This is a genomic window from Parapedobacter brassicae (genome assembly GCF_051400755.1).
In the GTDB taxonomy this organism is placed as follows: Bacteria; Bacteroidota; Bacteroidia; order Sphingobacteriales; family Sphingobacteriaceae; genus Parapedobacter.
In genome coordinates this window covers 554,582-580,420 of record NZ_JBLFFL010000003.1, presented here as the reverse complement: position 1 = coordinate 580,420, position 25,839 = coordinate 554,582, and the positions used below count along the sequence as shown (strand labels likewise).

Here is a 25,839-nt window from a genome sequence, read left to right as displayed (position 1 = left end):
ATTCCATATAAAATCTTACCTTTACCTCCGAATGCCCAATAAGCTCCATAACGAGACATCGCCTTATCTACGGCAGCATCAGCACAACCCTGTTGACTGGTATCCTTGGGGCGAAGATGCGTTGAGCAAAGCAAAAGCCGAAAATAAACTCATCCTCGTCAGCATCGGATACTCAGCCTGCCATTGGTGCCATGTAATGGAGCGGGAGAGTTTCGAGAACGATGCCGTGGCGGAGGTGATGAATACACATTTCGTATCCATCAAAGTAGACCGCGAGGAACGGCCCGATATCGATCAGATTTACATGATTGCGGTGCAGCTGATGACCAACCAAGGGGGATGGCCACTCAATTGCATTTGCTTGCCGGACGGCCGTCCGGTGTATGGCGGCACCTATTTCCGTCCCGATGACTGGCAAAACGTTTTATTACAACTGGCCCAGATGTGGCGGGAGAAACCCGAAGTGGCATACGATTATGCCGAGCGGCTAACCGCCGGCATCCAACAAAGTGAGCAACTGCCTATCAACCGTATTCCCGATGCCTATTCTACAGCAGATCTGGAGGCTATCGTGAAGCCTTGGAAAGGTCTTTTTGACACCCAGGAAGGGGGCTATACACGGGCGCCCAAATTCCCGCTTCCCAACAATTGGCTGTTTTTACTCCGTTATGCCGTGTTGGCTCAAGATGAAGCGACATTGGAACAGGTGCATTTCACACTTCGGAAAATTGCTTCCGGTGGCATCTATGATCATATGGGCGGCGGTTTCGCCCGTTACTCGGTAGATGGTCGGTGGCACATCCCGCATTTTGAAAAAATGTTGTATGACAACGCCCAGTTGGTGAGCTTGTATGCGGAGGCTTGGCAACAGCGCCCTATTGCGCAATATCAGCGGGTGGTTACCGAGACCCTGGAATGGGTGCTGCGCGAGATGACGAGTCCGCAAGGCGGATTTTACTGTGCGTTGGATGCCGACAGCGAAGGGGTGGAAGGGAAATACTATACGTTTCAGCAGTCGGAGATCAAACACGTACTGGGGGCGGATGCCGACCTATTTATTCGGTACTTTGACGTCACGGAAGAGGGCAATTGGGAGGAGGAGAAAACAAATGTGCTGAAAATCGATGTCGAAGCAGATCACCTGGCGCATGATGCGGGTTTTGCACCTGACGAATGGGAGACTTACCTGACCCAAGGAAAGCAGAAGCTATTGGATTATCGGAGTCAACGGGTGCGGCCTGGGTTGGATGACAAGCTGCTGACGTCTTGGAATGCATTGATGCTCAAAGGTTTTTTGGATGCCTACCGGGTTTTTGACGTGCCGGAATACCTAAAAGCGGCCCTGGATAATGCGCACTTTATACGCCAATACCTATATGCTGAAAACGGGGGATTATTGCATCAACCGGCGGCCAACGGGAAAGCGATTGAGGGCTTCCTCGATGACTATGCTTTTTGTATCGATGCCTTTATTGCGTTGTATGAGGCTACTTTTGATGAGGATTGGTTAACGGAAGCAAAACGGCTGATGGATCATGTGCTCGGTCATTTTTACGACACCGACGCGGCCACGTTTTTTTATACGTCTTCGGTAGCCGAACAACTGATTGCCCGTAAGCAGGAAATCATGGACAATGTGATCCCATCCGCTACCTCAACCATCGTGCGGCAGCTTTACCGATTGGGGTCGCTGTTTGACCACCAACCATATAGGGCTATCGGTTCGCAGGTGCTGGCCAATGTGGTGCCGCAGATGGCCGCATATGGTTCGGCCTATTCCAATTGGGCGATGCAGCTGCTCGAGGAAGTTTATGGATGCGTCGAGATCGTGCTTACCGGTCCGGAGTGGCCCGCCATGCGCAGGGAATTGGATAAGCATTACCTCCCCAACAAAATGATATTGGGAGGAACAAAAGGGAAACTTCCGTTGTTAGCTGGTAGGATAGGTGACACGACAAAGGCCTATGTATGCCGTAACAAAACATGTAGCCTGCCGGTAACGCATGTGGAAGAATTGCTGGAATTAATTACACAATAGATAACAGGGGTATGCATGCCATACCCATAATTTTAAAAACGATGACAATAGCACCCAACAGCGTGGTAACGCTGACCTACAAACTCCACACCGTTGAAGATGGCCAGAAAACTTTTGTAGAAGAAGCAGGCAAAGACAATCCGTTAGATTTCCTATATGGCGTAGGCATGATGTTGCCAAAGTTTGAAGAAAACATAGCTGGACTAGGGGTAGGAGACACGACCGATTTTGAGCTATCTGCCGAAGACGCGTATGGCGAAGTGAACGAACAAGCCGTAGCCTCGCTGCCTGCCGACATGTTTAGTGACGGCATTCCCGCCATAGGCCAGATACTGCCGCTGCAAGACAATCAGGGCAATCAGTTCCGCGGTAAGGTGACGGAGGTGAGCCCCGAAGCAATAGTGGTCGATCTCAATCATCCCATGGCTGGACAAAACCTGCATTTTGCGATTGAGGTATTGTCCGTTCGGGAGGCTACACCGGACGAATTGGCCCATGGGCATTCGCATGGCCCTGACGGTACGCACGATCACTGATCACGATCCTTTTACTGCCCTGAGCATCTCCCTTTTTCCGGGTGCTCCGGGCACTTTTTCTACCATAAATCCCAATGCTTTCATGGTCCGTTTGAGGTGGCCAGTGATGGCATAGGTAACGAATACCCCTCCACATTTCAGGTACTGGCACACGTGGCCCAAGGTTTTCTCCGTCCACATCTCGGGTTGGTGTGCTGAAGCGAAAGCGTCGAAGTACAAGATGTCAAACGATCGGTCCGTTGTAAACTGGCGTACATCACTTACGGTGATTTCCAATGTGCAGTTGCCAAGAATAGGCTGCGGTGCCTGTAAGCATGCTGGATAATTCGCTAAAAAAGCCTCCCACAGTGCTGAGGGGAGATATTCCCCGTAACCGGTTTGCTTCAGGATTTCTTCGGGTAATGGATAAGCCTCTACACCAGTGTAATGCAGCGCGATACCCTGCTGATTGCTGTAATCCGCGCTCAGCAGAAAATTGAGGCCGGTACCGAAGCCGATTTCGAGAATGGCGACATTCGTTTCGCTCGGATGCGATGCCCGCCAATGTGCTAGTCCCATGCCCAGAAAGACATGGCGGCTCTCCTGCACGGCGCCATGCCGTGAATGGTAGTGCTCGCCTATTTCTGCGTGATAGAGGGTCTTAGAGCCGTCGGCGGTGGTAACAAATTCCATCATCTTGTGCAAACTTAAAATAAATCCACTACTTTAGTGACCTAAATATGGAAAGGCAAACGTCCAGTTTCTTGAAGCATTATGGGAGTATTCTGCTCTTGCTGCTCGGTATCGTCATCGGAAGTATTGTGGGCGGATTTTTTCCGGATACGGTCGGTTGGCTCAAGCCATTGGGCGATGTCTTTCTCAATCTGTTGTTTGCTGCTGTTATTCCATTGTTGTTTTTCGCCATCGCGTCGGCGGTTGCCAATATTGATGGATCGCAGAAACTGGGGCGTATTATTTTTGCCATGGTTGGTGTCTTTCTGGGCACCATCATCATTGCCGCGGTGTGCACGATTATCGCGTTGTGGTTTTTCCCGGTGGACGCACCGCAGGCTGCACAGGAAACCGTAAGTGAACTCCTGCAGGAGAATCCGAATGACACGTGGGGAGACAAGCTGGTCAGGTTTGTAACAGTAGATGAGTTTTATAAACTGTTGTCCAGGGAGAACATGCTGGCTTTTGTCATCTTCTCGTTTCTGCTCGGTATCGCCGCGCAGCGGTCGGGGGAGGCCGGGGCTTCATTCCGGCAGTTCCTCTCGTCGGCCAACGAGGTGATGAAGCATTTGCTGATCCTCATCATGAAAGTGGCTCCCATCGGTTTGGGTGCTTATTTTGCATATCAGGTGGGGACGATCGGTCCCGAGCTCTTTGGATTTTACGCCAAACCGCTGGGGTTATACTACGTCTTGGGCGCTTTTTACTTTGTCGTATTTTTTAGTTTATACGCTTATATTGCTGGAGGGAAGCGAGGGGTAAACCGTTATTGGAAAAACAACCTCTTGCCTTCGGCCACCGCCATCAGTACGTGCAGCAGCATTGCTACGATGCCTGTAAACCTGTCGGCAGCCCCCAAAATGGGTATTCCTGCTGCCGTAGCCAATGTCGTGATTCCGTTGGGCACGACATTGCACAAGAACGGGTCATCCATGTCCAGCATTGTCAAGATTTACGTGGCCTTCGTGCTGATCGGCCGGGATTTTTTCGAGCCGGTGACGTTGCTGACGGCTGTCGGGATCACCGTATTGGTCAGCATTGTGGCCGGCGGCATTCCCAACGGCGGGTATATCGGCGAGATGCTGATGATATCGGTGTACGGACTGCCTACGGAAGCAATCCCGGCGGTGATGATCATCGGCACCCTGGTAGACCCCATCGCTACGCTGCTGAATGCCACGGGGGACACGGTGGCCGCGATGTTGGTGAGCAGGTTTGCCCTCGGCGGGAAACAATTGAATGAAGATGGCGGATTGAATACGGATGGCACTGATTAAACGGATTGACACGGACGCTTTGTTGCCTTTCGTGCAATTCCAGACTTCGCGGAGCGGAGGAGCTGGAGGCCAACACGTCAATAAAGTGGAAACCAAAGTCACGCTGCTGTTTGATATCGAGGCAGCTACATGCTTTTCAGCGGATGAAAAAACGCGCATCAAGAAACACCTATCGAATCGCTTGCAGGCCGATGGATTGCTGCAGGTGGGCAGCCAAGAAACCCGTAGCCAATGGCAGAACAAGGAGATCGCGCTGCAGAAACTGGTCGTGCTGCTCGCCAGCGCGCTAAAGACCGAGAAGCCGCGTAAGGCCACTAAACCTTCTAAGGCGGCGGTACAGCGACGCCTTGAGGGGAAGCGCCAGCAGGCGTTGCGCAAGATCAACCGAAAAAAAGACTGGTTTTAGAATTGATAGCTTATTCCTACCGATCCGTAGCGGTGTCGGAAGAACATGCCCGGAACTTCTTTGGTGTAAAAGATATACTGCAAACGCAGGGTTATTGCATGCTGGGCATACAGCACACCGAACTGGTTGTATAATACCCAGCGGGCAGGCGCATGGGTCACGGGACCTTTATTGCGCAAGAACATTCCCCCCTGAAGGGTGGCATCGTAGCCGACGAAGTTCAGTTGCGGACTGTAATACAGAAACCATTCTTCGCCAATCGGCTTGGCGGCGGCCTGTAATCGGCTGGAGGCGGAGGCAGATTGGTGCAGTGGATTGAGTTTGCCCCACCGCAATGTAGGCATGATGGACAATCCGGTGTGGTTGAGCCCCAGCGTTGCCTTGGCTTGGGCCGATAGATCGAACCATTGCTGCCGATTGCGATATAACAGGCCACCATAACGCACGGATGCATCCGCGCCGAAGGCGTTTTCCAGCTGGTATTCCCAACCGGCAATGTCATACAGATTCAGCACCTTATGGATGCTTTCCTGAAACTGTTGCCCCAATGCGCGCCGCCCGATGGTGCCGATTTCTCCGACGAAGGATACGAAGGCTTCATTAACAAAATAGCGGTCTATACCGGCTGTCAGGAAAAGATAAGCGGTAATGGGGCGGTCTACTTCTTCGATATGATGGATTTGGGCGGTGTAGGCGTTGTACATCTGCTGACCGATGGTGAGGCTCCAAAGTCTGTTTGCCTCGTTTGGCGCTAACGACGTGCTGTCCGCAGCGATGTGGATGTCGAAGAATAAGCCGTTGGTATAATATTGGTCTTGCTTATTAAATAAATAGAGGTCGTTGTCATTGCGGAAATTAAACTCGGAACGCCGCACATGCTGTGCCGGAGATGACATATAGCCAAAAAGCAGCGAGGCCGCAAAGCAGGTTTTGATGACATGATATAGGCCGTTGGTCATTGGATGGCGCTGCTATTCTCCGGAACAAACATAAGGATTTTTTTACAGGACTCATTGTTTAGAATAATTCTAAAAAATACCAATTAGTTGCAAGATTCGTAGCTTCGTTTTGCAATTCGTAATTTTGCATTCCGGTATTAATCCATTGGGAGATAATGACATGAAGAAGAGCTCGGTAATCGCCATCATCATCATCGCCATTGCTATTGCGATGATTGTCGTGATGTATACAGATTCAAGTACGTACTCGACATTCACCGAAGCAAAGGAGAAGCAAGCCGAATTGTATGTGGTCGGTGTGCTCAATAAGGAGAAGGATCTGCATTACAATCCGGTAATAGATGCCAACCATTTTTCGTTTTACATGTACGACAACGACAGTACCGAATGCAGGGTGGTATTCCGGGGTTCAAAGCCGCAGGATATCGAGCGCTCGGAGCAAATCGTGTTAACGGGAAAGATGGTGGGTAACGAATTTCACGCCAGCAAGATTCTGATGAAATGCCCCTCTAAGTACAACCAAGATGAGGTGGAGGTGACCGAGGCATCGGCTGCCCAAACCTTGGGCTTTGTTGAAACGCCAACCGATAATCGATAGGAGCATAGATGGATATAACGTATGTAGGTGAAAGCCTTTTGCCTGGAAAAATCGGGCAGTTTTTAGTCATTCTAGCCTTTGGCACCGCATTATTATCATGCGTCAGTTATTACTTCGCCTCGAAATATAAGGAAGAGCATTCTTGGAAAACCATTGCGCGTATCGCGTTCTGGACGAATGTTGTTGCGGTGGTAGGCATCGGTACAAGCCTGTTCTATATCATCTACAATCACCTTTTTGAGTACCACTATGCCTGGGCGCATTCATCCAGGTCCTTGCCTACGCACTACATCATCTCCAGCTTTTGGGAAGGGCAGGAGGGCAGTTTTTGGCTTTGGATGTTTTGGCAGATCGTATTGGGCATCGTGTTGGTATTCAGGTCAAAGAGCTGGGAAAGCCCAGTGATGGCGGTGGTCATGCTTTGCCAAGCCATATTGGGATCGATGCTCATCGGTGTGGAGATTTTCGGTGAGCGTGTCGGGAGCTCTCCATTCATTCTGTTGCGCGATGCGATCCAAGCACCCATCTTCTCGGATCCGAACTACCTGAGCATGATCGCCGATGGTACCGGTCTCAATGCTACGCTGCAGAATTACTGGATGGTCATCCATCCGCCGACCTTATTCCTCGGATTCGCATCGATGATCGTGCCATTTGCCTATGCCGTGGCGGGACTTTGGCAGAAACGCTATAAAGACTGGATGACCCCGGGGTTGCCCTGGGCGCTATTTGCGGTCATGACATTGGGGGCAGGCATCATCATGGGTTCGTTTTGGGCATATGAAGCGCTTAATTTCGGTGGATTCTGGGCTTGGGATCCGGTAGAGAATGCCTCTATTATCCCTTGGTTTACGTTGATCGCCGCCGTACATGTGATGGTGGCTTATAAAAATTCCGGTCACTCGTACTTTACTGCTTCCTTTTTGGTGATGGTCAGTTTCGTGCTGGTGATCTACGCCTCTTTCCTCACCCGCAGCGGCGTGTTGGGTGAGACGTCGGTGCACACCTTTACCGACTTGGGTCTTTATTGGCAGTTGGTGGCGTTCAATGTCATTTTCTTGGCACTGATGGTATACCTCTTGGTCAGCCGCAAAAAGGAGATGCCATCGACGCCAAAGGAAGAAGAAATCTATTCCCGTGAATTTTGGCTGTTTATCGGTGCATTGGTTCTGTCGGTGGCCTGCGTGCAGATCATCGCTTCTACCTCCGTGCCGGTATTCAATGCCGTATTTGGCACCAAGGTGGCGCCTCCGATCGACCCGGTACAACATTACAACAAATGGCAGGCAGGCTTTGCCGTGGTGGTGGGTCTGCTCTCGGCCGTCGCGCAATTCATGAAATACAAGCGCACGGATGTGCGCAAGTTCTATGCCGCTGCCATTGCTTCGCTGATCGTGGCAGCAGTGATCACCGCCATCGTGGTCTATGTGACCGAAGTGTATACCAACTTCATGTATATCGTGTTGGTGTTTTCTGCCACCTTTTCGATCGTCGCCAACGGCAGAATACTGGGCGAGGCCATCAAGGGTAAATGGAAGCTCACCGGCTCGGCTGTGGCCCATATCGGATTTGGCTTGCTGCTGATCGGTGCATTGGTTGCCGCCGCTACCAATGAGGTAATCTCCGTGAACAGCAGCAATTATATTGCCGTTGCGGGCTTCGATCAAGTGGAGAAACCGGGCGATAACCTGTTTCTCACCGAAGGTGAACCCGCGCAGATGGGTGATTACCGCATCACCTATGTGGGCGATAGTGTAGCACCGCCCAATGTATATTACAAGATCAATTACGAAAAAATAGATGAGGAGAGTGGCCGGGTGACCGAACGATTCCAGCTTCGCCCGTTCGCCCAAAATAACCCTGAGATGGGCGGCCTTGTCGGTACACCGGCAACCAAGCATTATCTCACACATGATGTGTATACCTTGATCACCGCGGCCATGGCCGACACGCACCAGCCGAGTGAGGGCGGAGATTCGACGCGGAATAGTTTTGAGGATTATGAGGAGCCGGCGATCTATGAAACCAACATCGGCGATACGTTGCGCTACCGCAATGGATATATTGTCGTAATGGGTATCAATCGCAACGCCGCGGTCGAGAATATCCCCCGCAGGGACGACGATGTCATCGTGGGCATGCAGCTGAAGGTGCATGCGGTCAATGGAGAAACTTACGAAGCGGAACCGGTATTCCTGATTCGTGGCGGGACTACATTCGATTTGTTCAAAGATGTGGAAGAACAGGGTTTGCGGTTACGATTTAGCAATATCATGCCGCAGAAAGACAAGCTTGAATTGATGGTGTACCAGAAGCCGCTACCGGAAAAGAAGTGGATCGTGTTTAAGGCCGTCAAATTTCCGTATATCAACTTTTTATGGTGCGGCGCGATTGTCATGACCATCGGTTTCTTCCTCTCCATCCTGCGCCGCAATAAAGAAATCAAACCCGAAAAAGCCTAATGGACGTTGTGTTGCTCGGCAGTGGTCATGTAGCTACCCATTTAGGTAAGGCACTGGCGGAAGCAGGGCACCGCATCGTGCAGGTGTACAGCCAAACCTTAGCACACGCAGCAGCGCTGGCGGCTAACGTAAATGCCGAAGCGATTGGCGATTTGGCGTCCCTTGCGGCCGATGCCGACCTGTATATCATTGCGGTGAAGGATGACGCCATCGAACAGGTGGCTGCGCAGCTGCCCTCATCCTTGGAGGGTATTGTCGTGCACACTGCGGGTAGTGTGGATATGAACGTACTCGCTGCGCAGGCTCACTATGGTGTGCTGTATCCGGTACAAACCTTCTCGAAGGCGAAGGCAGTTGATTTTTCGACGATTCCGATTGCCGTGGAAGCCGCCGATGGAGACACCCATACCCGTTTGTCGAAATTGGCCAGCAGCCTGTCCAGCCGGGTCTTTCCCTGCGATTCTAAGCAACGCCTGTCGTTACACGTCGCTGCGGTATTTGCGTGCAATTTTACGAACCACTTCTATGCGATCGGCGCAAAAATCCTGCAGGAGCATCAATTGGATTTCGACCTCATCCGGCCGCTCATCCTAGAGACTGCCGAGAAGGTGATGGTTCATCAGCCAACGGATGTGCAGACAGGCCCGGCGGTGCGGAACGATGCCGAGACGATGGCGAAGCATCTGAAACTATTGGAAGGTCGGCCGCAGCTAAGGGAAATCTACAGGAAGCTAAGCCGTGAGATTTTTGAAAGCACGCGTTAACTGGTGCTATTCAGACAACTAATTGCTTTCAGTAAATTGGTCGTTAATCCGCTCAAGGTTGTCGATCATTTCGGCTATGCGCATGTTCTCGTTATGGATATATTGCTTCATGAAAACGAAGTGACAGATGAGAAACCAAAAAACGACGAAGATAACGAGGCCGATGAATGTCCACAGCGGCAGCGCGAAATACATTTCAATGCCATAAAAGGCAAAGGCAACCGCAATGCACGCTTCATACACCGAATAATTACGCGTATTGAACCGATTGCGCCGTTGTCGGAAGGTTTTCAAATGGTTGATATAGTCCTGCGGTTTAGCGAGTAGGTGCCCGCTATTGCTGATACTGCGGTAGTCGGCTATTTGATTAAAGAAATAATAGCCGATACATCCCACCATGATGACTAATGCCAGGTAAGTGGTCCACGTCGAAAAATTGACCGTTACGAACATCCATAGCAGCACAATAATGGCTAATCCCACAGCGATAAGCTGCCAAAGCAGCTTGCTAGCCAAAGCAGCTTGGTTGCCTTTGACGCGCTTTAAAATCATTTCAAAGCTAACGTTCGGCTCCGGTTTTTGTCCCTGCCAAAGCTGTTGTATCTCGTCAAACCCTTTCATTGCAGTTGTATATTTCTGTTAGCTTGTGTTTTATCCGATGTATTTTCACCCGCAAGTTGCCTTCAGAGATTCCCGCTATTTCGGCAATCTCAGCGTAGGGGATTTCATCCAGTACCATCGTAATGATGATCCGTTCGTTTTCTTCCAGCTGTGCGATGGACTTGTATAATAGTGCGATCTGCTCCTGTTTTTCAGAGGGTTCTTCCGTGTAGTTTTCGATGATATTATCGTTGAGCTCATCCGTGGCCCTGCGCTTTGCCGTGCGCAAGTAGGAGAGGCAAGTGTTTACGGCAATACGGTATATCCAGGTTGAAAACTGCGACTGGTTGCGGAATTTGCCGAGGTTTTGCCATACTTTGATAAAGGTCTCCTGCATCAGATCATTCGCCGCATCGCTATCACCGGTATAGCCATAACAAAGGTGATACACCCGTTTGGAGTTGTCCTCAAATAGTCGCTGAAACAATTGTCGCTGGTTATCCATGAACGGCAGTTACAATTACTTTGATGTGCTTGATGCCAATATGTTACAAAAACCCTTATCTTTATGCCATGGAAACGTTTATTCCCATACTGATCGCCATCGTTTTTTTCGCCTTTCAGGTATACAACAACTTCCAGAAGGAGCAGGAGAAAGCGCGCAAACGGAATTTGGCTCCGCCCCCACTGCCGGAGGACAATGCGCAGCGCCTCCCATCACCGACCCCTGCGACCCAGCCCCCGGTCACTAATTCTCGGTCGGCCGTTACGGACCCCCGGCCCTCGATTACTGCCCCCCAACCACGATTTGAGCGATACTCCGGCGTTGTAGACGCGGCAGAAGCGAGGCGTATACGCCAAGGCAAACGAAAGCGGCAAACACCGGAGCGGCTGGAAGTGGATGAAGGCGCGGTGTCCACCGCGATGGGAAACAATATTTCATTCGATCTGCGCCACGCGGTCATTCAATCGGCCATCCTTGAGCGGCCTTATCAATGATAATTTTAGATTTACGATTACGGTTTACGATTTACACTTAAATTAAAATCATCCATATCGTTCAGGAACGGCAAGCTTTGGCGCGTATCGTCCAAGTCTTTCCGGTATATGGTAAACGTGTATAGATCCTCGTATTCCGGCTTATAGTACACGACATCCCCCACGGGCGATATGCACATGGAACCCCCGGAGTAGTAGATCTCATTGCCATCATGCCCCACCCGGTTTACACCGATGACAAAAGATTGGTTTTCGATGGCCCGGGCGGGAATCAGGCTTCGCCAATGGGCTGAGCGCTTATCCGGCCAGTTTGCCACATACAGCAGTAGATCGTAGGCGCCGTTGAGATTGCGCGACCATACGGGGAAGCGCAGGTCGTAGCAGATCATCGGGCAGATCTTCCACCCATTGAGATCAACAATGATCCGTTGTTGGCCAGGCGTAAAGGTGGTGTCCTCCTTGGCGAGGGAAAAAAGATGGCGCTTGTCATATTTTAGGTAGTTGCCGTCTTTGGTCATCCAGACGAATCGGTTAAAGTACTTGCCTTCTTCTTCGATGATCAGACTGCCTGCTATTACGCAATCGAATTTTTGGGCCATTTCCAGCATCCAATGCATGGTTTTGCCATCGGGCTTCTCAGCACACCGCTGCACATTCATCGTAAAGCCCGTATTGAACATTTCGGGTAATACGATCAAATCTGTCTTCTCGCGGATGGCTGACAACCGTAGGGCGAGATTACTGAGATTCTTATCGATGTTTTCCCAAAAAATATAGGCTTGAAAGGTAGTAATTTTGAGTGCATCCATATCCATACGTTATGGTGTCCGTTTATAACTGTGGCTTGCAATAAGCACAAGTTAGTGAAAAAATATACAAATTGAATGATTGTGTGTTAGTCAGCAATTATTTTGCCAGTTATTAGTGGGCGCTTATTAAGGCGGAGAGGGGATCAACGGGACTATTGCGTCCGTGTCAGCAATAGCTGGGCTAAGGTTTGAAGCGGTCGTTTGCGCTCGGGTTTTACATGAATGCGTTCCAAGGCCTTCAACGAGCGGTCGATGTGGTGTTGCTTTACGGATTCCACCGCCTGCCTCACATCAAGGCGGTCGTATATAGCGGTTACGTGATCGATTTTTTCTTGTGGATGTGCTTCATCCTGCAGCCACTGGTGTAGTGCAGTTTGAGTGGTAGCATCTGCCATTTCAAATGCCTTTAACAGCAAATACGTTTTTTTATTCGCCAGGATATCGCCGCCCCGTTGCTTGCCGAATTGTTCGGGATCGCCGTACACGTCGAGTATATCGTCCTGCAGCTGAAACGCAATGCCTACATCGACACCGAAATGATAGATCAGTTGGGCGTCTGCTTCGTCGGCGTCGGCGAGTATGGCCCCCATTTTTAGTGCGGTGCCTAATAAAACGGACGTCTTTAGTTGGATCATACGGAGATAATCGATAATACCGACCGTCGTCAGTTGTTCGAAGTCCATGTCCAACTGCTGCCCTTCGCATACTTCGGTGGCCATCTTGTTGAAGGCTTCCATCAGTGATGGCAGTTTGGCCGGCGCACACCTTGCCAACTGCGTATAGGCCATGATCAGCAACTTATCGCCGGATAGGATGGCGATGTTGGGGTTCCACTTTTCGTGGACGGTCCGCTGTCCGCGCCTCAGCGGTGCATGATCCATGATATCGTCATGCACCAAGGAAAAGTTATGAAATAACTCGACCGCAAGTGCCGCCGGCTGCGCCTCTTCGATATTGGGAATGGAAAATAAATCGGCGGCCATCATGGTGAGCAATGGGCGGATGCGCTTGCCGCCGATTTGCAACATATAGCTAATCGGCTGGTACAGGTTTTCAGGGTGCTCGGGAAGGTTGAGGTCCGATAATCCTTGGGCAATCCGTTGCTGCAATTCGGCGATATCCTGCATGAGGGCTATACTCGTTAAAATTTGCCGCTAAGATAGGGATTATTTGGGGATTGGTGATCGGTGATCGGTGATCGGTAATGGGTGGATGGTGATGGGTGATCGGTGGTGGGTGGATGGTGATCAAAAAAATCGGGGCAGGGGAAAAAACAAAAAAATATGTTAGGTTTGAAGGGGGATATGGGTTACTATTTGGGGTAAAAGCGTATTAACAGGTGAGTAAATTGAATAAGATTGCCGTACCCGAAGCGGATCTGAAAACCATCGAGGGCGTTGCGCTCGGCGATGCTACCGCGTTAACGGGCTTGTACAAGGATTATTTCCCGATGGTTTTGCATATGGTTGTTCAAAACAACGGGACTGCGGAAGAGGCGAAGGATATTTTTCAGGAGGCGGTCATCGTGCTGTATGACAAAATTAAGCAGGGTAATTTTGAACTGAGCAGCAAATTAAAGACCTATATATACGCCATCTGCCGCCGATTGTGGCTCAAGCAATTGGCAAGCCACGGGCAAGCGGCCCATGATATCAGCGGCTACGAGGAGGTGATCTCGGTGGAGGATGATTTGGCTAGGCATGAAGAGCACGATTTGCAGCTGTCGTTGATGGAGGAAGCGCTGGATAAGCTGGGAGAACCCTGCCGAACCATTATCCATGATTTCTATATAGTGAACCTGTCTATGCAGGAAATTTGTGAGAAATTCGGGTATACCAATGCTGACAACGCGAAGACCCAGAAGTATAAATGTTTGCAGCGGCTAAAGAAGCTGTTTTTTATGCAACAAAAATAAAGTAAGTGAACACGGATATGATGAACGAGCAGGAATTTATGATACAAGCCGACCGGTATTTGGGCGGGGATATGGATGAAGCCGAGCGTGCGGCTTTTGAAAGACATTGCGGGGCGAACCCCGCTGCTGCCGAGCAGCTGGCTACCCATCGATTGTTTTTGCAGCAGCTTCGCGATCACGCGGAGCGCAAGGCATTCAAACATGCCCTCGCATCGGCGGAAGCTGCTTATGGGGAGATGGCGGATACCGAGCTTGCCGACTCATCGGAGAAGCGGCATGAACCGCTGGTCGTAGCCTTATGGAATAAGTTTAAAATCAATTCGTTGGTTGCTGCCAGCGTAGCTATCGTGGCGGTGTTCTCCACCCTATGGCTGTCGGGGTATTACAAGGCCATTCAAAAGACCACTTCCAATTACAGTGCGCTCCGGCGGGACATGAATACGGTGAAAAAGAACGTGAATGCCCAGAATGCGGTGATTCGCAACATCAACAATCAGCAAGGACCGCAGGCCGAAGGCCATTTTGGGGGCACCGGTTTTGTGGTCTCTTCAAACGGGTATGTGGTGACCAATTACCACGTGGTGAAGGATGCGGATTCGGTGCATCTGCAAAATACCAAGGGTGAGTTATTTAGAGCTGAAGTGGTCTATATCGATCCCGCACCGGACTTGGCGATCCTGCGGATCAGTGATGCGACGTTTAAGGCTTTGAAAAACACGCCTTATACGTTTAAAGAATCGGAGTCGGACCTCGGCGAAGATGTATATACCATCGGATTCCCGCGGGACGAAGTGGTGTATGGACAGGGGTACCTGAGCTCCCGCACCGGCTATGCAGGAGATACCGCAGCCTATCAAATATCCATCCCGGTGAACCCTGGTAACAGCGGCGGACCTGTGTTGGATAGTAAGGGTAATGTAGTGGGTATCATCAGTGGTAAGCAGACCGGTATCGACGGGGCCTCATTTGCCATCAAGACTGAGGCGCTGCTGAGATCCATATCGGCCATTCCGATGGATTCGGTAGAAAGTAAGCTGATCATCAATAAAAAGAATGCGCTTAGCGGCCTGAAGCGGACGGAACAGATCAAGCGCATCCAGGATTACGTCTATCTAGTGAAGGTCTTTTAAGGACGTTGTGAAATAATAAAAAATGAAAGCGCCCCAGCCTTGTGCCGGAGCGCTTTTTTTATACCCTTGCCCCTTTCTTTACCAAACTTCCATTAAATGTTCGGCTGCGGCGTGGTGCGCAGATAGGGTTTAATGATCGTATGACCTTTCGGAAACTTCGCCGGGATCTCTTCCGTCGGAATGGCGGGTACTACGATCACGTCTTCGCCATGCTTCCAGTCTGCCGGCGTGGCCACGCTGTAGTCTGCCGTAAGCTGCAACGAATCGATCACCCGGAGGATTTCCAGGAAATTGCGTCCAGTAGAAGCCGGGTATGTCAGCGTCAGCTTGATCTTCCGGTCAGGCCCAATGATAAATACCGACCGAACGGTAGCCGTGGCGGATGCGTTGGGGTGGATCATATCGTACAATTCAGAAACCTTGCGGTCCTCATCGGCAATCAGCGGGAAGTCCACTTCACAATTCTGCGTCTCGTTGATATCATTGATCCAACCCGTGTGTTTTTCCAATGGGTCTACGCTCACGGCCAATACTTTCACGTTGCGCTTGTCAAATTCCGCCTTCAACTGTGCGGTACGGCCCAGTTCTGTTGTGCATACGGGCGTGTAATCCGCGGGATGCGAAAACAGGACTACCCAGCTGCCCTCGGTGTAGTCATAAAAGTCAATCTCTCCTATTGTGGTTACCGCTTTGAAGTTTGGCGCGGTATCGCCCAATCGTAAGCTCATGTTTTGTTCCTCCTTCATTAAATTATGTAATCTACAAAGTTAGTAGATTTTATTAGAATACCAAGTGATGTAACATCTGTCGCCGATGTTTGTCTATATGAACAAGATGAAAGAAGAATCGTTTGACGATCTATCGCCGCTCTATCGCAAAAAGGTGATGATCGAGTTGGCGTTTTGGAAACATAAGATGACCAAAAAGGGGTCTCGCGGCAGCGTGTGGGCTAAAAACATCCAAGCCAAGCTGAATGACCTCATCCCCGAAAAAGTCCATCAGGCCATCACCTTTACCATTGAAAAAATGGTGAAGGGAGTGCTTTTCGGAGCGCAGTATACCACGGCTCCGCGAAAGACGTACAGCAGCTTCCAGCTCCGCGAAGCATACGTGCTGAAACTGATCGAAACCTATAAAAAAATGGCATCTGCAGAAGGAGCGGTGACCGGTGCCGGCGGCATCCTGATGGGCATTGCAGATTTTCCGGCTTTGCTGGCGATCAAGATGAAAATGCTTTTTGACATCGCGGCAATCTACGGTTTTGATGTGCGGCAGTACAAGGAGCGGCTTTTTTTGCTTACGGTATTCCAGTTGGCCTTTTCGAGTCATCAGCATCGGGCCGACGTATATCATCGGCTACTCCATTGGGATGCGTATGCGGAGGGCCTTCCTGATGATGTGGACAGTTTTGATTGGCGTACGTTCCAATTGGAGTACCGAGATTATATCGATTTGGCTAAAATGGCCCAGCTCATCCCGATTATCGGCGCTGCCGTTGGTGCTGTAGTTAATTACCGCTTGGTGAAGCAGTTGGGTGCCGCTGCCATGAATTGCTACCGGATGCGGATGCTTGAGGGGGAGGCGTAGGCTTATGAAAAGCGCGTTAGATGTACGAGACTTTTATCGACCGTTGCAGCCCACTGTGGAGCCATCGGGAGGTCCCGTGTCTTATGTGGAGTTATTGCCAGACCGTCGCCTGCTGCCATTTATCTATCGCTATTGGGAGCTGAAGACAAAGGAGCCGCTTCAAGAGCGGTTTACCTACAGGGTGGTCGCCGATGGTTGTATCGACATTTTCTTTGAGCCGGGTCGACGGGAAGAGTGCTTCGTCACGGGCTTTTGCAAGCAATATACAGCATTTCAATTGGAGCGTACGTTTCATTACGTCGGCGTGCGCTTCCTGCCTACCATGTTTCCGCAGCTATTCAGAATCAATGCGTCGTTGCTGAGTAACCGTACGGAGCCATTGGATGCTGTTGTTCCAACAGTAGCCCGGTTTCTCGCCGATCACATGGTGCCTGTTCAGTCAACGGAAGTCATCATACAGAAACTGAATGCTTTTTTCTTACATCACGTGGCACATCATGACATTGACAATGACCGGCGCCTATACGGGGCGCTTGCAACTATCATACAGACTTCGGGCATGCTAAACGTAGAGCGAGATATCGACAGCGGTGTCAGTCCACGGCAATTGCGCAGGCTGTTTCAGTTCTACATCGGCGACACGGCGAAGACCTTTTCCAAGGTGGTACGGTTTCAGCATGCCCTGCGCGCAAATAACCTTCTGTGCCTTGACGCGGGATATTATGATCAAGCCCATTTCATTAAGGAATTCAAGCATTTTTACGGCGTGACACCCGGCCGTGTATTTGGGCGATAACTTGTCCGATTTTTACAATGATAACCCATCGTTTCTGAACAACTTTGCATCGTCAAAACAATTGAGTTATGCACCATTATTTATTCACGTTGATGTTGGCTGTTTGTATTTGCTGCGGTACCGGCGCGCAAACTACGGACACTATTAACAACAAAAATAAACAAATAAAAATGAAACTGAACGTAGGAATTATCACTGAAAAGCTCGCTGAGACTAGGGCTTTCTACATCGAAACACTGGGATTTGGCGTGACATTCGAAAACGAGTTTTATCTCTTGCTCCATACACCCGATCGCTCCGCCGAAATCAGCTTCTTGCTGCCTGACCACCCCACGCAGCAGCCAATCTTCCAATCTGTTTTTCAAGGACAAGGTGTGTACCTCACCATCGAGGTAGACGATGTAGACACCTGGTACGAAGCACTCAAAGCCAAAGGGGTGGATATTAAAATCGATCTTCGCAATGAGCCGTGGGGCGATAGGCATTTCGCTATCCAGGATCCCAATGGAGTTGGGATTGACATCGTCAACTATGCACCTGCGCAGACGGATTAATTGGAGGTATGTCGAAAAATTCGTATTTTCGCTATGCCAATAGCGATCGGCATTTTTGTACGAAATGCGTTGTTTACCTTTAAATAAACCATTAGAATGGAAAATTTTATCAATTGGTTCGAGATTCCAGCGAGTGATTTCGAACGGGCGGTCGAATTTTATCGTGCACTGCTGAATGTAGAAATTCAGGTGATGACCATGGACGACATGAAGATGGGCATGCTACCTTCGGATGGCAGCAACGTCTCGGGGGCGATCGTCAAGGGCGAAGGGGCGGTACCAGCCGACTCGGGGGTGCTGGTTTATCTGAACGGCGGTGAGGACCTGCAAACCGTGTTGAATAGGGTAGTGCCCAATGGCGGTCAGGTGATCGTGCCCAAAACGCAAATTAGCCCGGAATATGGTTTTTTTGCCTTGTTCACGGACACGGAAGGCAATAAACTGGGGCTGCACTCGATGCAATGATGGGTGATCGGGCCTATGCAATGCGACCATGACAGCAGCTCAAATCGCTACCATCCGCCTCTCCACCCAGGGAGGGCAAAGTCACGCTTGAATCGGTGAGATCGATATTGGATACCGCGGAGATGGCCGTCGCAAGCGAAACGGTTTGGCGATTTTTTGGCAAAAGCAGCGACGGTGAGATACGCATAGTGCCACGATTTAATACTATGCTAGCATAGTATTTTTTGCTAACTTTGTCTAAAGGCACCGCTTGCCGATAACCAATTAATGATGATATTCGAACTTACCGAAGAACAACGGATGGTCCGGGATGCCGCCCGTGATTTTGCAGCGAACGAATTGAAACCGGGCGTCATCGAGCGTGACGAGCATCAGGTGTTTCCCGCAGAGCAGATCAAGAAACTGGGTGAATTGGGATTCTTGGGTATCATGGTCGATCCGAAATACCATGGAGCCGGATTGGATGCGGTATCCTATGTGTTGGTCATGGAGGAGTTGTCTAAAATAGATGCCTCGGCATCGGTCGTGGTGTCCGTAAACAACTCTTTGGTATGTGATGGACTCGAAAAATACGGCACCGAGGCGCAAAAGGAGGACTACCTGAAACCGCTGGCTGCGGGGGAGCGCATCGGCGCCTTTTGCCTCTCCGAACCAGAGGCTGGATCAGACGCCACTTCGCAGCGGACCACGGCGCTGGACAATGGGGATCATTACCTGCTCAACGGCACCAAAAATTGGATAACCAATGGCGGTACGGCTTCCACGTATATTGTGATGGCCCAAACATACCCAGAGAAAGGGCATCGCGGTATCAACGCCATGATTGTGGAGAAAGGGATGGACGGGTTCACCATCGGTCCGAAGGAAAATAAGCTTGGCATTCGGAGTTCGGATACTCATTCGCTACACTTCAACGATGTAAAAGTACCCAAGGAAAACCGCATCGGCGAAGACGGTTTCGGCTTCAAATTCGCCATGCAGACCTTGGAAGGTGGCCGCATCGGTATTGCCGCGCAGGCACTGGGTATTGCTTCCGGAGCCTATGAACTCGCGCTGAACTATGCGCGCACGCGCCAGACATTCGGCAAACCCATTGCCCAGCATCAGGCCATCCAATTCAAACTGGCCGATATGGCTACGCAGATTGAAGCGGCGAGGCTGCTGTGTCTGAAAGCCGCCTGGCTCAAAGACCAAGGCCAGCCGTATACCCAAGCCGCTTCGATGGCCAAACTTTACGCATCGGACGTGGCGATGAAAACCACCATCGAGGCGGTGCAGATCCACGGAGGCTATGGCTATGTGAAGGAATATCATGTGGAGCGCCTGATGCGCGATGCCAAGATCACCCAGATTTACGAAGGCACCTCTGAAATACAAAAAATGATAATTTCGCGCGAATTGCTGAGAAACTGACCTCCTTTGCCATTATGACGTACGTGCCCTGCCTAAATCGGGGCATGATAGGTTAATATGTGACTATCGGCATTTAATGATCTTGTTCTATATTTGCGTAACCAATTTTTCAGGCCTGTTGCAGATGATTCGGAGTGGCAGCTATTTTCGCTTAACAATTCGTTATGAAGCATAGATTACTTATTTATTTTGTCGCATCATTGTCTCTGTTGAACCTCCCATCGGTGGCATTACCGCAGCAGCGCGAGCAGTTGGCCAGTTTATATGAACAAGCGACAGAAGCGTCGGGCTTGATCGTGCAATACGGGCAGGACGTACGGGCTATCGGATACTTTTACGGTCCAATGAATGCCGCTTTTGGCAGAGGCGGAGAACCGGTGCATTCACCCGAACAGTTGAAGCGGTTGGAAGCGTTGAACAGGGAATACTTGGACAAATTAAGGGCGCTTGATTTCGATCAATTCAGTATCTACGGAAAGGTAGACTACATTTTGCTCACGCGTAAGATTGAGCGAAGTGAGGAGGAGTTAGCCACCGAAAAAGGTAATTATCAAAAAATAGTCCAACGGATACCGTTCGCCGATTCCATCTATGCGTTTGAACAGATACGGAGGCGGGGTACGACGATCGACGGAGAGGTCATAGCAGGCTCGTTGCACGCCGCATTACAGCAGCTCCAGCAGGCGCACATCACGCTGGAGGCAGAGAACTCACTGGATGCCGACCTGGCCGATTATGCGGCGAGTACCGTGCACGATTTGAAAGCGCGGCTAAAAAATGCGTTCGATTTCTATAACGGCTACGACCCCCTGTTTACCTGGTGGGTGCCCGAACCCTATAAGGCGTTGGATACGGCGCTCGACGAATATGCTAAGCTGATCCGCAGCAAGAGCGATGCCAAGCCTTTTGACGACGGCAGCGACATCGGTGGTAAACCCATCGGGCGGGATGCTTTTGCGAAAGCATTGCGCGACGAGATGATTCCCTATACGCCGGAGGAATTGCTGAAATTAGCCGACCAGGAGTTTGCCTGGTGCGAAGCGGAGCTGCTGAACGCGTCCCGGGAGATGGGATTTGGCGACGACTGGAAAGCCGCACAGGAGCAGGTAAAGAACAGCTATGTGCCCCCGGGCAAGCAGCCGGAACTGATCATCAAGTTGTATAAAGATGCCAATGACTTCATTAAGGCGAAAGATCTCGTAACCATGCCCCCACTTTCAGAAGAGACCTGGGGCATGATCATGATGTCTCCCGAGCAGCAGCTGGTGAGTCCGTTTTTCCTTGGCGGCCGCAACATCATGGTATCCTATCCCACCAATACGATGAGCCACGATCGTAAGCTGATGAGCATGCGGGGCAACAATCCCTATTTTTCCCGCGGCACGGTACAGCATGAACTGGTACCCGGTCACCACCTGCAATATTTCATGAACAGTCGTTATAAGCCCTATCGCGCAGAGGCCTTCCGTACGCCGTTCTGGACCGAAGGATGGACCCTGTACTGGGAGTTGCTGCTGTATGATCTCGGATTTGCTAAGACACCCGAAGAGCGCATTGGCATGTTATTTTGGCGCATGCACCGTTGCGCGCGCATCACGTTTTCGATCAAGTATCACCTAGGCGAATGGACGCCGCAGCAATGCGTCGATTACCTGGTGGATCGTGTAGGGCATGAGCCGTCTACCGCCCATGGCGAGGTGAAGCGTTCATTTGAGGCAAACTACGGTCCGCTGTATCAATTGGCTTACCTGACCGGTGGCTTGCAAATGTGGAGCTTGAAGAAAGAGTTGGTCGATTCGGGCAAGATGAGCTATAAGGAGTTCCATGATGCGGTCATGAAGGAGAACTACCTCCCCATTGAAATGCTGCGGGCCACCTTGACCGATCAAAAGCTGGCGAGCGACTATGAGCCGAGCTGGAAATTCTATGATTTTAATTGATGCCTTGCTAATCAACTGTGATGGATACCACAACGGATAAAGGATTTAAATCCTCATTGGGCCTGATGGATGCCACCATGCTGGTGGCGGGGAGTATGATCGGCTCCGGCATTTTTATCGTCAGTGCAGACATCGCCCGCAACACGGGCAGCGCTGGATGGCTGATGGTGGTGTGGCTGATCACCGGATTCATGACGCTCACGGCGGCATTGAGCTACGGCGAGCTGAGCGCGATGTTTCCCAAGGCTGGTGGACAATACATTTACCTAAAGGAAGCCTACAATCCGTTGGTTAGCTTTGTGTTCGGCTGGACGTTTTTTGCTGTCATACAGACCGCTACCATTGCCGCGGTTGGTGTAGCGTTTGCTAAATTTACCGCATACCTCATTCCCCAACTGGATGAAGATGTGATCGTGATGGATTTGGGCTTTCTGCAAATATCCGCCGCGCAACTGCTCGCCATCGTGGTCATTCTGCTGCTCACCATTGTCAACACCCGGGGTGTCAACAGTGGTAAGGCAGTGCAAACCAGCATCACGGTCGTGAAAATCATCAGCCTGTTGGGATTGATCCTGTTCGGCTTTTTTGCCTTCAATGGCGATGTCTGGCGTGCCAATTGGCTGTCTGAAGATGCTTGGAATCTGCAGCGGTTGAATGCCGACGGTTCCACGGCCAGTTACACGACTTTCGCGGCGCTCGGCGCAATCGCGGCGGGGATGGTGGGTGCTATATTCAGCAGCGACTCTTGGCACAGCTCCTCTTCGGTGGCTGGTGAGATCAAGAACCCGAGCCGCAATGTCGGGCTGAGCCTTGCCCTGGGTACCATCATCGTTACCGTCGTCTACCTGCTCACGAACCTGATGTATACCGGCGTGCTGACGATGGAACAAATGGCTTCTGCTGATAAAGACCGGGTAGCGATGAGCGCTGCCCAGGAGATTTTCGGCCCCATCGGCATCACCATCATCGCCGTGATGATCATGGTTTCCACCTTTGGGTGCAACAACGGGCTCATCATGGCCGGTGCGAGGGTGTATTATTCCATGGCTCAGGATGGCCTTTTCTTCAAGAAGGTGGGGCAGTTGAACACCTCTTCGGTGCCAGGGGTAGCGCTATGGTTACAATGCATTATTGCATCGCTTTGGTGTCTCAGTGGTAGATACGGCGACCTGCTGGATATGATTTCCAGCGTGGTGGTCATTTTTTATGTACTGGCGATCATCGGTATCTTCCGGTTGCGGAGATTACGGCCGGACGCACCGCGGCCCTATAGGGCATTCGGTTATCCGGTGCTGCCCATCGTTTACATCGGGATGGGAGTGGCTTTTATCGTGCTGATGATCGTTTATAAACCCAACTATACATGGCCGGGCATCATCATCGCGCTGCTTGGTATTCCGATTTATTATATCATCCGGAAAAAAGCGCTTCCTGTAAATGAAGGGCAGTAGATTAAAAACATTCAGATCTAAACGTAAGTGACCATGATTAAAGCGCATTGGATATCCTGTTTATCAATAATTGTGTTACTGACGGTTGCGTTAGGTGCAGGTGCACAGGGCACAGCCGATGATTACAAGCGGGCAGCGGCCTATCCTGAGAAAATCCGGGACAAGGTGTACAATTCACCGTATTCGTTTTCTTGGATCGAGAAGGGGTCACGTTTCTGGTACGTCAATCAAACCCCGCAAGGAAAGAAATTTACCATGGTGGATGCCGCCAAGGGAACGAAGACTGAAGCATTCGACCATGTGCGGATGGCCGCTGCCTTGGCCAAAGCCAGCGGTAAGCAGGTGAAGGCAGATTCGCTGCCATTTAACAGCGTCGAGTATCTTGATAGCAATCGCGTGGAAGTGGCAGCCTTTGGCAAAACGTGGCGCATCGGCCTGTCGGATTATCAGGTAACCGATGGCGGCAAGGCCGAGGAGCGTGGCCGTGGCCGTTCGGGAGACTACTGGGGTGCCCGCCGGGATGATCGCAACGGGGATCCCGTACCTTCGCCAGACAGCTTGTGGGTGGCGTATATCAAGAACAACAACGTACACGTGCATCCCAAGGGCAAACCCCAAGAGGAAGTACAGCTGAGCTTTGACGGATCGCCTGGACATTATTATTCAGCATTCATCGCGTGGTCCCCGGATTCGAAAAAGCTGGCGGTGAACAAAGTAAGGCCCAATACCCCGCGGACCATCTACTTTGTGGAATCGTCGCCCGGGGACCAGCTACAACCCAAGCTGCAGGAGCGTAATTACCTGAAACCCGGCGACGCACTGCCGCAATACCAACCCACCCTGTTCGTGTTGGCTACCAGGCAGTCTTTTGCTGTTGACCCCGGATTGATTTCGGACCAATACAGCCTCTCACGCCTCGAATGGCGGAAAGATAGCCGGGCATTTAGCTTCGAATATAACCAGCGGGGCCATCAGCGGTATGAAGTATTTTCCATCGATGCGGTCACGGGTGCGGTGAAGTCCCTGATCACCGAGACCAGCAACACCTTCATCGATTACAGCGGGAAGAAGTACCGGAAAGACGTGGACGATGGCCAGGAGATCATCTGGGCGTCTGAGCGTGACGGCTGGAATCACCTGTATTTGTATGATGGCGCCACCGGCGCGGTCAAGAACCAGATCACCAAGGGCAAATGGGTAGTGCGCGAGGTAGTGCATGTAGACGACAGCGCGCGGTTTATCATCTTTGCCGGCAGCGGCCGCGAACAGGGGCAAGATCCTTATCTTATCCAATACTACCGGGTCAATTTTGATGGCAGCGGACTCAAGGCATTGACCAAGGAAAACGCCAATCACCGCGCCATATTTTCACCTGATCACACCTATTTTATAGATGCCTATTCGCGCGTGGATGAGCCACAGACCACCGTGCTGCGTAGCGCTGAGGAGGGAAAGATCCTAATGGAACTAGAAAAGGCTGACATTCAAGCGCTGGAAGCCGCCGGCTGGAAGCAAGCCGAGGTGTTTCACGCCAAAGGACGGGACGGTGCCACGGATATCTGGGGCATCATCGTGCGCCCCACCAATTTTGACCCCAAAAAGCAGTATCCGGTAATCGAATACATCTACGCCGGTCCGCATAGCTCCTTTGTGCCTAAGAGCTTTACTGCCAATCCTTCGGGCATGGGCGCCTTGGCTGAGCTGGGCTTCATCGTCGTGCAGATCGACGGCATGGGCACTTCCAACCGTTCGAAGGCCTTCCATGATGTCTGCTGGAAAAACCTCAAGGACGCCGGGTTTCCCGACCGCATTGCATGGATGAAAACCGCCGCGGCCAAGTACCCCTATATGGACTTAAACCGGGTCGGTATCTACGGCACCTCTGCGGGCGGCCAAAGTTCGGCCGGGGCCGTCTTGTTTCACCCCGAATTTTACAAAGTGGCCGTATCATCATGCGGTTGCCATGATAACCGAATGGACAAAATGTGGTGGAATGAGCAGTGGATGGGTTATCCTATTGGTCCACATTATGCCGAGTGTTCGAACGTCGTGAATGCACATAAGCTCGAAGGCAAATTGATGCTCATCGTGGGCGAGGTGGATGACAACGTAGACCCTGCCTCTACCATGCAGGTAGTGGATGCGTTGATCAAAGCAAACAAAGAGCACGAATTGGTGGTAATCCCCGGTGCGGGCCACACTTCAGGCGGTGACTACGGCGAACGCAAACGGCGTGATTTCTTTGTGAAGCACTTATTGGATGTCAATCCACCCGTGTGGGAAGGTCAGAAGGCAGTGTTTTGATGATGAGATCGCCAGGCGATTACATTTGATCTATCGTAATAGCAAGGTATAAATTAAGTTATTGTTAAATTGTTGGTTGAACAGGTGAAAATCTGGTTACATTCCAACATCGATCGGCCTTACCT

The 25,839-nt window shown here is 50.9% G+C and carries 26 protein-coding genes; 18 read left to right on the top strand and 8 right to left on the bottom strand.

What is annotated here, in order from left to right:
* The first annotated feature begins 31 nt into the window (after positions 1 to 31).
* Together ACMGDE_RS11755 and ACMGDE_RS11750 are read left to right on the top strand one after the other, a co-directional pair.
* Positions 32 to 2,038, top strand: a complete 2,007-nt coding sequence (locus ACMGDE_RS11755) for a thioredoxin domain-containing protein (RefSeq protein ID WP_436832978.1) — start codon at positions 32 to 34, stop codon at positions 2,036 to 2,038.
* Positions 2,039 to 2,079: 41 nt separating this feature from the next.
* The gene (locus tag ACMGDE_RS11750; protein ID WP_436832977.1) at positions 2,080 to 2,574 is read left to right on the top strand and encodes an FKBP-type peptidyl-prolyl cis-trans isomerase; all 495 of its coding nucleotides are present in this window, start codon (positions 2,080 to 2,082) and stop codon (positions 2,572 to 2,574) included.
* Here the strand turns inward: ACMGDE_RS11750 and mnmC2 are convergent, their stop codons facing one another.
* On the bottom strand, positions 2,575 to 3,249 hold the full coding sequence (gene mnmC2 / locus ACMGDE_RS11745) for a tRNA (5-methylaminomethyl-2-thiouridine)(34)-methyltransferase MnmC2 (RefSeq protein WP_436832976.1): 675 nt from the start codon (positions 3,247 to 3,249) through the stop codon (positions 2,575 to 2,577).
* Positions 3,250 to 3,293: 44 nt separating this feature from the next.
* Here mnmC2 and ACMGDE_RS11740 point away from each other — a divergent pair, with 44 nt between their 5' ends.
* Positions 3,294 to 4,562: a dicarboxylate/amino acid:cation symporter gene (locus ACMGDE_RS11740; protein ID WP_436832975.1), complete on the top strand. Its 1,269-nt coding sequence runs from the start codon at positions 3,294 to 3,296 to the stop codon at positions 4,560 to 4,562.
* Entirely contained in the window at positions 4,549 to 4,968 is a 420-nt protein-coding gene (gene arfB / locus ACMGDE_RS11735; RefSeq protein WP_436832974.1) for an alternative ribosome rescue aminoacyl-tRNA hydrolase ArfB, read from the top strand. Before ACMGDE_RS11740 ends, arfB begins: the two co-directional genes overlap by 14 nt.
* On the opposite strand, the gene ACMGDE_RS11730 is transcribed toward arfB, so the two are convergent.
* Complete coding sequence (locus ACMGDE_RS11730) at positions 4,965 to 5,927, bottom strand: lipid A-modifier LpxR family protein (protein WP_436832973.1); 963 nt, start codon at positions 5,925 to 5,927, stop codon at positions 4,965 to 4,967. The genes arfB and ACMGDE_RS11730 overlap by 4 nt on opposite strands.
* Before the next feature lie 160 nt (positions 5,928 to 6,087).
* Between ACMGDE_RS11730 and ACMGDE_RS11725 the strand changes: the two genes are divergently transcribed.
* Genes ACMGDE_RS11725 through ACMGDE_RS11715 form a run of 3 tightly spaced genes read left to right on the top strand, consistent with a single transcriptional unit; the run spans position 6,088 to position 9,751 of the window.
* Positions 6,088 to 6,525 (top strand): cytochrome c maturation protein CcmE domain-containing protein, encoded by a 438-nt coding sequence (locus tag ACMGDE_RS11725; protein WP_436832972.1) that lies wholly within the window; start codon positions 6,088 to 6,090, stop codon positions 6,523 to 6,525.
* Positions 6,526 to 6,533: 8 nt separating this feature from the next.
* Positions 6,534 to 8,987 carry a cytochrome c biogenesis protein CcsA gene (gene ccsA / locus ACMGDE_RS11720; RefSeq protein ID WP_436832971.1) on the top strand — a complete coding sequence of 818 codons (2,454 nt, stop codon included), beginning with the start codon at positions 6,534 to 6,536 and terminating at the stop codon, positions 8,985 to 8,987.
* A complete protein-coding gene (locus ACMGDE_RS11715) occupies positions 8,987 to 9,751 on the top strand; it encodes a Rossmann-like and DUF2520 domain-containing protein (RefSeq protein WP_436832970.1) in 765 nt (254 codons plus the stop codon). The genes ccsA and ACMGDE_RS11715 overlap by 1 nt, the downstream gene beginning before the upstream one ends.
* Positions 9,752 to 9,769: 18 nt before the next feature.
* On the opposite strand, the gene ACMGDE_RS11710 is transcribed toward ACMGDE_RS11715, so the two are convergent.
* Positions 9,770 to 10,372: a hypothetical protein gene (locus ACMGDE_RS11710; protein ID WP_436832969.1), complete on the bottom strand. Its 603-nt coding sequence runs from the start codon at positions 10,370 to 10,372 to the stop codon at positions 9,770 to 9,772.
* Positions 10,359 to 10,856: an RNA polymerase sigma factor gene (locus ACMGDE_RS11705; RefSeq protein WP_436832968.1), complete on the bottom strand. Its 498-nt coding sequence runs from the start codon at positions 10,854 to 10,856 to the stop codon at positions 10,359 to 10,361. Before ACMGDE_RS11705 ends, ACMGDE_RS11710 begins: the two co-directional genes overlap by 14 nt.
* A gap of 68 nt (positions 10,857 to 10,924) precedes the next feature.
* Here ACMGDE_RS11705 and ACMGDE_RS11700 point away from each other — a divergent pair, with 68 nt between their 5' ends.
* Positions 10,925 to 11,350 (top strand): hypothetical protein, encoded by a 426-nt coding sequence (locus ACMGDE_RS11700; protein ID WP_436832967.1) that lies wholly within the window; start codon positions 10,925 to 10,927, stop codon positions 11,348 to 11,350.
* Between the two features lie 17 nt (positions 11,351 to 11,367).
* Here the strand turns inward: ACMGDE_RS11700 and ACMGDE_RS11695 are convergent, their stop codons facing one another.
* Positions 11,368 to 12,159 carry an amidohydrolase gene (locus tag ACMGDE_RS11695; RefSeq protein WP_436832966.1) on the bottom strand — a complete coding sequence of 264 codons (792 nt, stop codon included), beginning with the start codon at positions 12,157 to 12,159 and terminating at the stop codon, positions 11,368 to 11,370.
* Between the two features lie 152 nt (positions 12,160 to 12,311).
* Positions 12,312 to 13,286: a polyprenyl synthetase family protein gene (locus ACMGDE_RS11690; protein WP_436832965.1), complete on the bottom strand. Its 975-nt coding sequence runs from the start codon at positions 13,284 to 13,286 to the stop codon at positions 12,312 to 12,314.
* A 212-nt stretch (positions 13,287 to 13,498) separates the two neighbouring features.
* Between ACMGDE_RS11690 and ACMGDE_RS11685 the strand changes: the two genes are divergently transcribed.
* The gene (locus ACMGDE_RS11685; RefSeq protein ID WP_436832964.1) at positions 13,499 to 14,074 is read left to right on the top strand and encodes an RNA polymerase sigma factor; all 576 of its coding nucleotides are present in this window, start codon (positions 13,499 to 13,501) and stop codon (positions 14,072 to 14,074) included.
* 17 nt (positions 14,075 to 14,091) lie between these two features.
* Positions 14,092 to 15,204, top strand: coding sequence for a trypsin-like peptidase domain-containing protein (locus tag ACMGDE_RS11680; protein ID WP_436832963.1), 1,113 nt, complete (start codon positions 14,092 to 14,094; stop codon positions 15,202 to 15,204).
* Positions 15,205 to 15,296: 92 nt separating this feature from the next.
* Here the strand turns inward: ACMGDE_RS11680 and ACMGDE_RS11675 are convergent, their stop codons facing one another.
* On the bottom strand, positions 15,297 to 15,932 hold the full coding sequence (locus tag ACMGDE_RS11675; protein WP_436832962.1) for a peroxiredoxin: 636 nt from the start codon (positions 15,930 to 15,932) through the stop codon (positions 15,297 to 15,299).
* 106 nt (positions 15,933 to 16,038) lie between these two features.
* Between ACMGDE_RS11675 and ACMGDE_RS11670 the strand changes: the two genes are divergently transcribed.
* The 4 genes from ACMGDE_RS11670 to ACMGDE_RS11655 all read left to right on the top strand — a co-directional run bounded on the left by ACMGDE_RS11670 (position 16,039) and on the right by ACMGDE_RS11655 (position 18,606).
* Positions 16,039 to 16,791 carry an EcsC family protein gene (locus tag ACMGDE_RS11670; RefSeq protein WP_436832961.1) on the top strand — a complete coding sequence of 251 codons (753 nt, stop codon included), beginning with the start codon at positions 16,039 to 16,041 and terminating at the stop codon, positions 16,789 to 16,791.
* Between the two features lie 4 nt (positions 16,792 to 16,795).
* Positions 16,796 to 17,587 carry an AraC family transcriptional regulator gene (locus tag ACMGDE_RS11665; RefSeq protein ID WP_436832960.1) on the top strand — a complete coding sequence of 264 codons (792 nt, stop codon included), beginning with the start codon at positions 16,796 to 16,798 and terminating at the stop codon, positions 17,585 to 17,587.
* Between the two features lie 170 nt (positions 17,588 to 17,757).
* Positions 17,758 to 18,141, top strand: coding sequence for a VOC family protein (locus ACMGDE_RS11660; protein ID WP_436832959.1), 384 nt, complete (start codon positions 17,758 to 17,760; stop codon positions 18,139 to 18,141).
* Positions 18,142 to 18,237: 96 nt separating this feature from the next.
* Positions 18,238 to 18,606, top strand: a complete 369-nt coding sequence (locus ACMGDE_RS11655) for a VOC family protein (RefSeq protein WP_436832958.1) — start codon at positions 18,238 to 18,240, stop codon at positions 18,604 to 18,606.
* A 13-nt stretch (positions 18,607 to 18,619) separates the two neighbouring features.
* Here ACMGDE_RS11655 and ACMGDE_RS11650 read toward each other — a convergent pair whose 3' ends face one another.
* Positions 18,620 to 18,793 carry a hypothetical protein gene (locus ACMGDE_RS11650; protein ID WP_436832957.1) on the bottom strand — a complete coding sequence of 58 codons (174 nt, stop codon included), beginning with the start codon at positions 18,791 to 18,793 and terminating at the stop codon, positions 18,620 to 18,622.
* Between the two features lie 83 nt (positions 18,794 to 18,876).
* Here ACMGDE_RS11650 and ACMGDE_RS11645 point away from each other — a divergent pair, with 83 nt between their 5' ends.
* The 4 genes from ACMGDE_RS11645 to ACMGDE_RS11630 all read left to right on the top strand — a co-directional run bounded on the left by ACMGDE_RS11645 (position 18,877) and on the right by ACMGDE_RS11630 (position 25,714).
* Positions 18,877 to 20,019 carry an acyl-CoA dehydrogenase gene (locus tag ACMGDE_RS11645; RefSeq protein ID WP_436833122.1) on the top strand — a complete coding sequence of 381 codons (1,143 nt, stop codon included), beginning with the start codon at positions 18,877 to 18,879 and terminating at the stop codon, positions 20,017 to 20,019.
* A gap of 164 nt (positions 20,020 to 20,183) precedes the next feature.
* Positions 20,184 to 21,959, top strand: coding sequence for a DUF885 family protein (locus tag ACMGDE_RS11640; protein ID WP_436832956.1), 1,776 nt, complete (start codon positions 20,184 to 20,186; stop codon positions 21,957 to 21,959).
* Positions 21,960 to 21,979: 20 nt separating this feature from the next.
* Positions 21,980 to 23,410, top strand: a complete 1,431-nt coding sequence (locus tag ACMGDE_RS11635; protein ID WP_436832955.1) for an APC family permease — start codon at positions 21,980 to 21,982, stop codon at positions 23,408 to 23,410.
* Positions 23,411 to 23,482: 72 nt separating this feature from the next.
* Positions 23,483 to 25,714: a S9 family peptidase gene (locus ACMGDE_RS11630; protein WP_436832954.1), complete on the top strand. Its 2,232-nt coding sequence runs from the start codon at positions 23,483 to 23,485 to the stop codon at positions 25,712 to 25,714.
* Positions 25,715 to 25,839: the final 125 nt, after the last annotated feature.

What these genes read in the sequence shown, in the direction of transcription:
- ccsA (WP_436832971.1), top strand. Translation starts at nt 6,534, where the DNA reads ATGGATATAACGTATGTAGGTGAAAGCCTTTTGCCTGGAAAAATCGGG.
- ACMGDE_RS11700 (WP_436832967.1), top strand. Translation starts at nt 10,925, where the DNA reads ATGGAAACGTTTATTCCCATACTGATCGCCATCGTTTTTTTCGCCTTT.
- ACMGDE_RS11655 (WP_436832958.1), top strand. Translation starts at nt 18,238, where the DNA reads ATGGAAAATTTTATCAATTGGTTCGAGATTCCAGCGAGTGATTTCGAA.
- ACMGDE_RS11715 (WP_436832970.1), top strand. Translation starts at nt 8,987, where the DNA reads ATGGACGTTGTGTTGCTCGGCAGTGGTCATGTAGCTACCCATTTAGGT.
- ACMGDE_RS11725 (WP_436832972.1), top strand. Translation starts at nt 6,088, where the DNA reads ATGAAGAAGAGCTCGGTAATCGCCATCATCATCATCGCCATTGCTATT.
- ACMGDE_RS11670 (WP_436832961.1), top strand. Translation starts at nt 16,039, where the DNA reads ATGAAAGAAGAATCGTTTGACGATCTATCGCCGCTCTATCGCAAAAAG.
- ACMGDE_RS11710 (WP_436832969.1), bottom strand. Translation starts at nt 10,372, where the DNA reads ATGAAAGGGTTTGACGAGATACAACAGCTTTGGCAGGGACAAAAACCG.
- ACMGDE_RS11695 (WP_436832966.1), bottom strand. Translation starts at nt 12,159, where the DNA reads ATGGATGCACTCAAAATTACTACCTTTCAAGCCTATATTTTTTGGGAA.
- ACMGDE_RS11665 (WP_436832960.1), top strand. Translation starts at nt 16,796, where the DNA reads ATGAAAAGCGCGTTAGATGTACGAGACTTTTATCGACCGTTGCAGCCC.
- mnmC2 (WP_436832976.1), bottom strand. Translation starts at nt 3,249, where the DNA reads ATGATGGAATTTGTTACCACCGCCGACGGCTCTAAGACCCTCTATCAC.
- ACMGDE_RS11640 (WP_436832956.1), top strand. Translation starts at nt 20,184, where the DNA reads ATGAAGCATAGATTACTTATTTATTTTGTCGCATCATTGTCTCTGTTG.
- ACMGDE_RS11705 (WP_436832968.1), bottom strand. Translation starts at nt 10,856, where the DNA reads ATGGATAACCAGCGACAATTGTTTCAGCGACTATTTGAGGACAACTCC.
- ACMGDE_RS11645 (WP_436833122.1), top strand. Translation starts at nt 18,877, where the DNA reads ATGATATTCGAACTTACCGAAGAACAACGGATGGTCCGGGATGCCGCC.
- ACMGDE_RS11660 (WP_436832959.1), top strand. Translation starts at nt 17,758, where the DNA reads ATGAAACTGAACGTAGGAATTATCACTGAAAAGCTCGCTGAGACTAGG.
- ACMGDE_RS11675 (WP_436832962.1), bottom strand. Translation starts at nt 15,932, where the DNA reads ATGAGCTTACGATTGGGCGATACCGCGCCAAACTTCAAAGCGGTAACC.
- ACMGDE_RS11650 (WP_436832957.1), bottom strand. Translation starts at nt 18,793, where the DNA reads ATGCGTATCTCACCGTCGCTGCTTTTGCCAAAAAATCGCCAAACCGTT.
- ACMGDE_RS11730 (WP_436832973.1), bottom strand. Translation starts at nt 5,927, where the DNA reads ATGACCAACGGCCTATATCATGTCATCAAAACCTGCTTTGCGGCCTCG.
- ACMGDE_RS11750 (WP_436832977.1), top strand. Translation starts at nt 2,080, where the DNA reads ATGACAATAGCACCCAACAGCGTGGTAACGCTGACCTACAAACTCCAC.
- arfB (WP_436832974.1), top strand. Translation starts at nt 4,549, where the DNA reads ATGGCACTGATTAAACGGATTGACACGGACGCTTTGTTGCCTTTCGTG.
- ACMGDE_RS11680 (WP_436832963.1), top strand. Translation starts at nt 14,092, where the DNA reads ATGATGAACGAGCAGGAATTTATGATACAAGCCGACCGGTATTTGGGC.
- ACMGDE_RS11755 (WP_436832978.1), top strand. Translation starts at nt 32, where the DNA reads ATGCCCAATAAGCTCCATAACGAGACATCGCCTTATCTACGGCAGCAT.
- ACMGDE_RS11740 (WP_436832975.1), top strand. Translation starts at nt 3,294, where the DNA reads ATGGAAAGGCAAACGTCCAGTTTCTTGAAGCATTATGGGAGTATTCTG.
- ACMGDE_RS11635 (WP_436832955.1), top strand. Translation starts at nt 21,980, where the DNA reads ATGGATACCACAACGGATAAAGGATTTAAATCCTCATTGGGCCTGATG.
- ACMGDE_RS11690 (WP_436832965.1), bottom strand. Translation starts at nt 13,286, where the DNA reads ATGCAGGATATCGCCGAATTGCAGCAACGGATTGCCCAAGGATTATCG.